Origin of the sequence: Halomonas sp. SIMBA_159, assembly GCF_046536035.1 — a bacterium.
Lineage (GTDB): Bacteria > Pseudomonadota > Gammaproteobacteria > Pseudomonadales > Halomonadaceae > Vreelandella > Vreelandella venusta_A.
Genome location: NZ_JAWJBT010000376.1, coordinates 1 through 279, shown reverse-complemented (window position 1 = coordinate 279; position 279 = coordinate 1). Strand labels below are relative to the sequence as shown.

1 protein-coding gene is annotated in these 279 nt (G+C 63.8%); it reads right to left on the bottom strand.

Features of this window, described 5'->3' with window-relative positions:
- The coding region (locus tag R0J87_RS19680) for a RuBisCO small subunit-like domain-containing protein (protein ID WP_498888362.1) at positions 1-279 on the bottom strand (279 nt) is incomplete at both ends.

The following is a 279-nucleotide window of genomic DNA, read 5'->3' as shown; positions in this document are numbered from 1 at the left end:
GCCCGACAACCCATATCGCTGCACACGCCCGGGTCCATCATTACGCGTAAGCCGGAAACCCGGCTCGTCATCGGGCCGGTTGACGATGAACGACAGCCGCATCGTCTCGAATCCGCGCACCGAGTCGAACGCGTTGACCTTGATGTAGTGCTGCGGCCGCGCGGCGCGGCACGCCTTCACTTCCTGCAGCACGCCGGCCGCATCGTGCAGGTCGAACATCGGCAGCCCCCACATTTCCCAATACGTGTTGCGCGGATGCGGGTCATCGGTGAATTCGAC